4 protein-coding genes are annotated in these 3006 nt (G+C 68.3%); 2 read left to right on the top strand and 2 right to left on the bottom strand.

From position 1 onward, the window contains the following. The first annotated feature begins 286 nt into the window (after window positions 1-286). Window positions 287-1084 carry a 4-hydroxy-tetrahydrodipicolinate reductase gene (dapB, locus tag VNS22_RS08900; protein WP_349261750.1) on the top strand — a complete coding sequence of 266 codons (798 nt, stop codon included), beginning with the start codon at window positions 287-289 and terminating at the stop codon, window positions 1082-1084. 68 nt (window positions 1085-1152) lie between these two features. Here dapB and VNS22_RS08895 read toward each other — a convergent pair whose 3' ends face one another. Beyond that, window positions 1153-1608 carry a DUF4332 domain-containing protein gene (locus VNS22_RS08895; RefSeq protein ID WP_325731662.1) on the bottom strand — a complete coding sequence of 152 codons (456 nt, stop codon included), beginning with the start codon at window positions 1606-1608 and terminating at the stop codon, window positions 1153-1155. A gap of 359 nt (window positions 1609-1967) precedes the next feature. After that, the gene (locus VNS22_RS08890; protein ID WP_325731660.1) at window positions 1968-2459 is read right to left on the bottom strand and encodes a DUF2244 domain-containing protein; all 492 of its coding nucleotides are present in this window, start codon (window positions 2457-2459) and stop codon (window positions 1968-1970) included. 72 nt (window positions 2460-2531) lie between these two features. On the opposite strand from VNS22_RS08890, the gene VNS22_RS08885 reads away from it, so the two are divergent. Next, window positions 2532-3006 (top strand): endonuclease III (locus VNS22_RS08885; protein WP_325731658.1); only part of this gene is annotated, 475 nt, incomplete at its 3' end.

The raw sequence follows: 3006 nt of genomic DNA, 5'->3' as shown, positions 1-3006 counted from the left end.
CCCACCGTGCAGAAACCGTGAACGGCGTCGACGATCACGAGGCCGACCGGCGCATCGCCGGGCGACCACGGCGCCATCGCGACGGGCAACTGCTCCTGGATCGATCCTGCTGCGGTCACCGCCAGCACCTCCTCATTGCCTCGGGCCCTTGTGGGGAGAGTAACGGCTTGCCGCGGGCGCGTCGCCTTGCTTGCACCGTCCGGCAGAAACGGGCACCACCGCCGCGGCTGGTCGCGCGGCTGCAAGCAGTGCATCGGCCGGACGCGAGGGAGCGGACATGGAGCAGATCAAGGTCGGGATCATCGGCTGTGCCGGGCGCATGGGACGCAGCAACCTCGCCGCCGTGCTGGATGCTCCGGGCCTGGTCCTGGCCGGCGGGGTCGAGCGCCCGGACCATCCGGCACTCGGTCAGGATCTCGGGCTGTTGGCGGGCCGGGATGCGGTGGGCCAGCCCGCCAGCGCCGATCTCGCAGCGCTGGTGGCGGCTGCCGATGTCCTGATCGAGTTCTCGAGCCCGGAGGCGACACTGACGCATCTGCAGGTCGTGGCCGGCACCGGCAAGGCACAGGTGGTCGGCACTACCGGCTTCTCGCAGGCACAGTTCGCGGAACTGGCGCGGCTCGCGGGCACCTGCCCGGTGCTCTGGGCCGCCAACATGAGCCTGGGCGTGAACCTGCTGCTGGGCCTGGTCGAGCGGGTCGCCGCCACGCTCGGCGACGACTGGGACATCGAGATCCTGGAGATGCACCACCGCAGCAAGGTGGACGCGCCGTCGGGCACGGCGCTGGCACTCGGCCGGGCTGCCGCCGCCGGGCGCGAGGTCCAGCTCGACGAGGTCGCGGTGCGCAGCCGCGACGGGATCACCGGAGCCAGGCAGCCGGGCACGATCGGCTTCGCCACGCTGCGCGGCGGTGATGTCGTGGGCGAGCATGTCGTGCTGTTCACCGGTGATGCCGAGCGGATCGAGCTCGGCCACCGCGCGACCGACCGGCGGATCTTCGCCCATGGTGCGGTACGAGCGGCGCGCTGGCTGGCTGGTCGGCCGCCCGGGCTCTACGGCATGCGCGACGTGCTGGGTCTCTGAGCGGCCAAGTGTGCGCCTCCAGAGCGATTTCTTCCCGATCGGGTGGTCCCGCCTGATTGGAAATCGCTCTAGCGGCGCAGTGAGACCCCGAGCGTGCTGGCGGCATGGCCCGGATCGTCGACCCGCTTGGGCAAGTGACGCGCCTGGTCGACCCAGTCCGCGACCTCCTCCGGCGTGGGCGAGCGGCGCGAGATCCGTTCCTGGCGATTATACTCGCGCACCCGGTGATGGAGCTGTGCCGGCTCCTCCGCGGCGAGCTGCTCCAGCGTGCTGATGCCGATCTCCTCCAGGATCAGGCCGAACACTGCGCCCAGCCCGTCGATGCGCGCCATATCGGCCCGGTGCACGATGACCAGGAGGTCGGCTTCGTCGAGCTTGGTCTGTGCCAGGAGGATGCGCCGGGCGGACTCGCTGCCGGCCGCGCGCAGCAACTGCTCGCAGGTGGTGACGCGGCGGGCCTTGAGCGCCAAGCGGATCGCCGAAGGCAGGCCCCGCAGCTTGCTGAGGGGCAAGTCGCTGGCCATTCGGGCGCCCTCTGACGAAGTCATTCTCACTGCGTTCATGTCGTGTTCGCCCGTCACGCACCGGGATCCCGGCATTCGCGCCGTGACGGCTACACCTATAGCGCGAATCCCGCCTGCCGATACCCAGGCGAATAAGGGAAATATTGCTTCCGGTCCACATTCCTGAACGTCGCACCGGAAATAAGCTCAATCCCTCAAGGTCACGGGACTAGAAACGGCACAGAAGCTTCAGCTCTGGCTGCGGTTCGTAAACGCAACCTGCCGTCCTGGCCCGAGTATCAGGACGACGATGAGACCCGTCCGACAAGCTGCGTGCCGAGTGCTTCCGGAAACAATCGAGACGAGTGCCGACAGTCAGCTCAGAGCGGCATGAGAGTCTTGGCGCTGCCCAGTGCCGTACGCAGCGCCTGTGCGAGTTCGGCACGTTCACGCGGTGTCAGAAATGCACCGATATGCACTCTTGTGGTGTGATCCCGAACTCGCACCAGGCTCAGATGGCCGGCCGGCTGGTCCAGCTCGACCCGGGTGAAGTAGGGCAAGAGCCGCCATTCGGCCGAGCGGCCGCGATGGTCGACCCGGCGGATGGTCAGCCGCTCCCGGACCAGGTGCACGGCCTCGAACGCGCGGGCACGGCGGCGCACCACGGAAAAGGCCAGGGCCAGCGCCAGCACGTCCAGGCCGAGAAAGCCCAGCACCGGCCAGGCACCGGCCAGGAAGGTGGCGAGCCCGATCACGCCGGACAGGACGGCAAAGCCACCCACCACCAGGATGAAGCCGTTCCGGGAGATCGGCGGGTTCGGATAGATCACCGCATTGAACAGCACCGGTTCCGCCACGGAGTGCTCGCTCATTGTCACCTCGATCGCAGGCAGCAATGGATATATGACCGGCGGCAACCCGAAACAGCCCCGACCAGGCGACCCATGAGCCAGGCCATGACAGCGGAGCGGGTCGAGGCGATCTTCGCCCAGCTCGCCAAGAATGATCCAGCCCCGCAGACGGAGCTCGTGTATACGACCCCCTTCACCTTGCTGGTAGCGGTGGTCCTGTCGGCGCAGTCGACCGATGTCGGCGTGAACAAGGCGACGGGGGCGCTGTTCGCTGCGGCACCGGATGCCACGAGCATGGCGCGGATGAGCGAGGCGGAGGTGGGAGAGCATATCCGTACGCTCGGTCTGTGGCGCAACAAGGCGAAGAACGTCGTGGCGCTGGCACGCGAGCTGGTGGAGCGCCATGGCGGCGAGGTTCCGCACGACCGGGCCGCCTTGGAGGCCCTGCCGGGGGTGGGACGCAAGACCGCCAACGTGGTCCTGAACGTGGCGTTCGGCGAACCGACCATCGCAGTCGACACCCATATCTTCCGGGTGGCCAACCGCACGGGCCTGGCACCCGGCAAGA

Origin of the sequence: Geminicoccus sp., assembly GCF_035556675.1 — a bacterium.
In the GTDB taxonomy this organism is placed as follows: domain Bacteria; phylum Pseudomonadota; class Alphaproteobacteria; order Geminicoccales; family Geminicoccaceae; genus Geminicoccus.
Note: the sequence above shows the minus strand (reverse complement) of the source record. Positions and strands in the feature narration are given on the sequence as shown.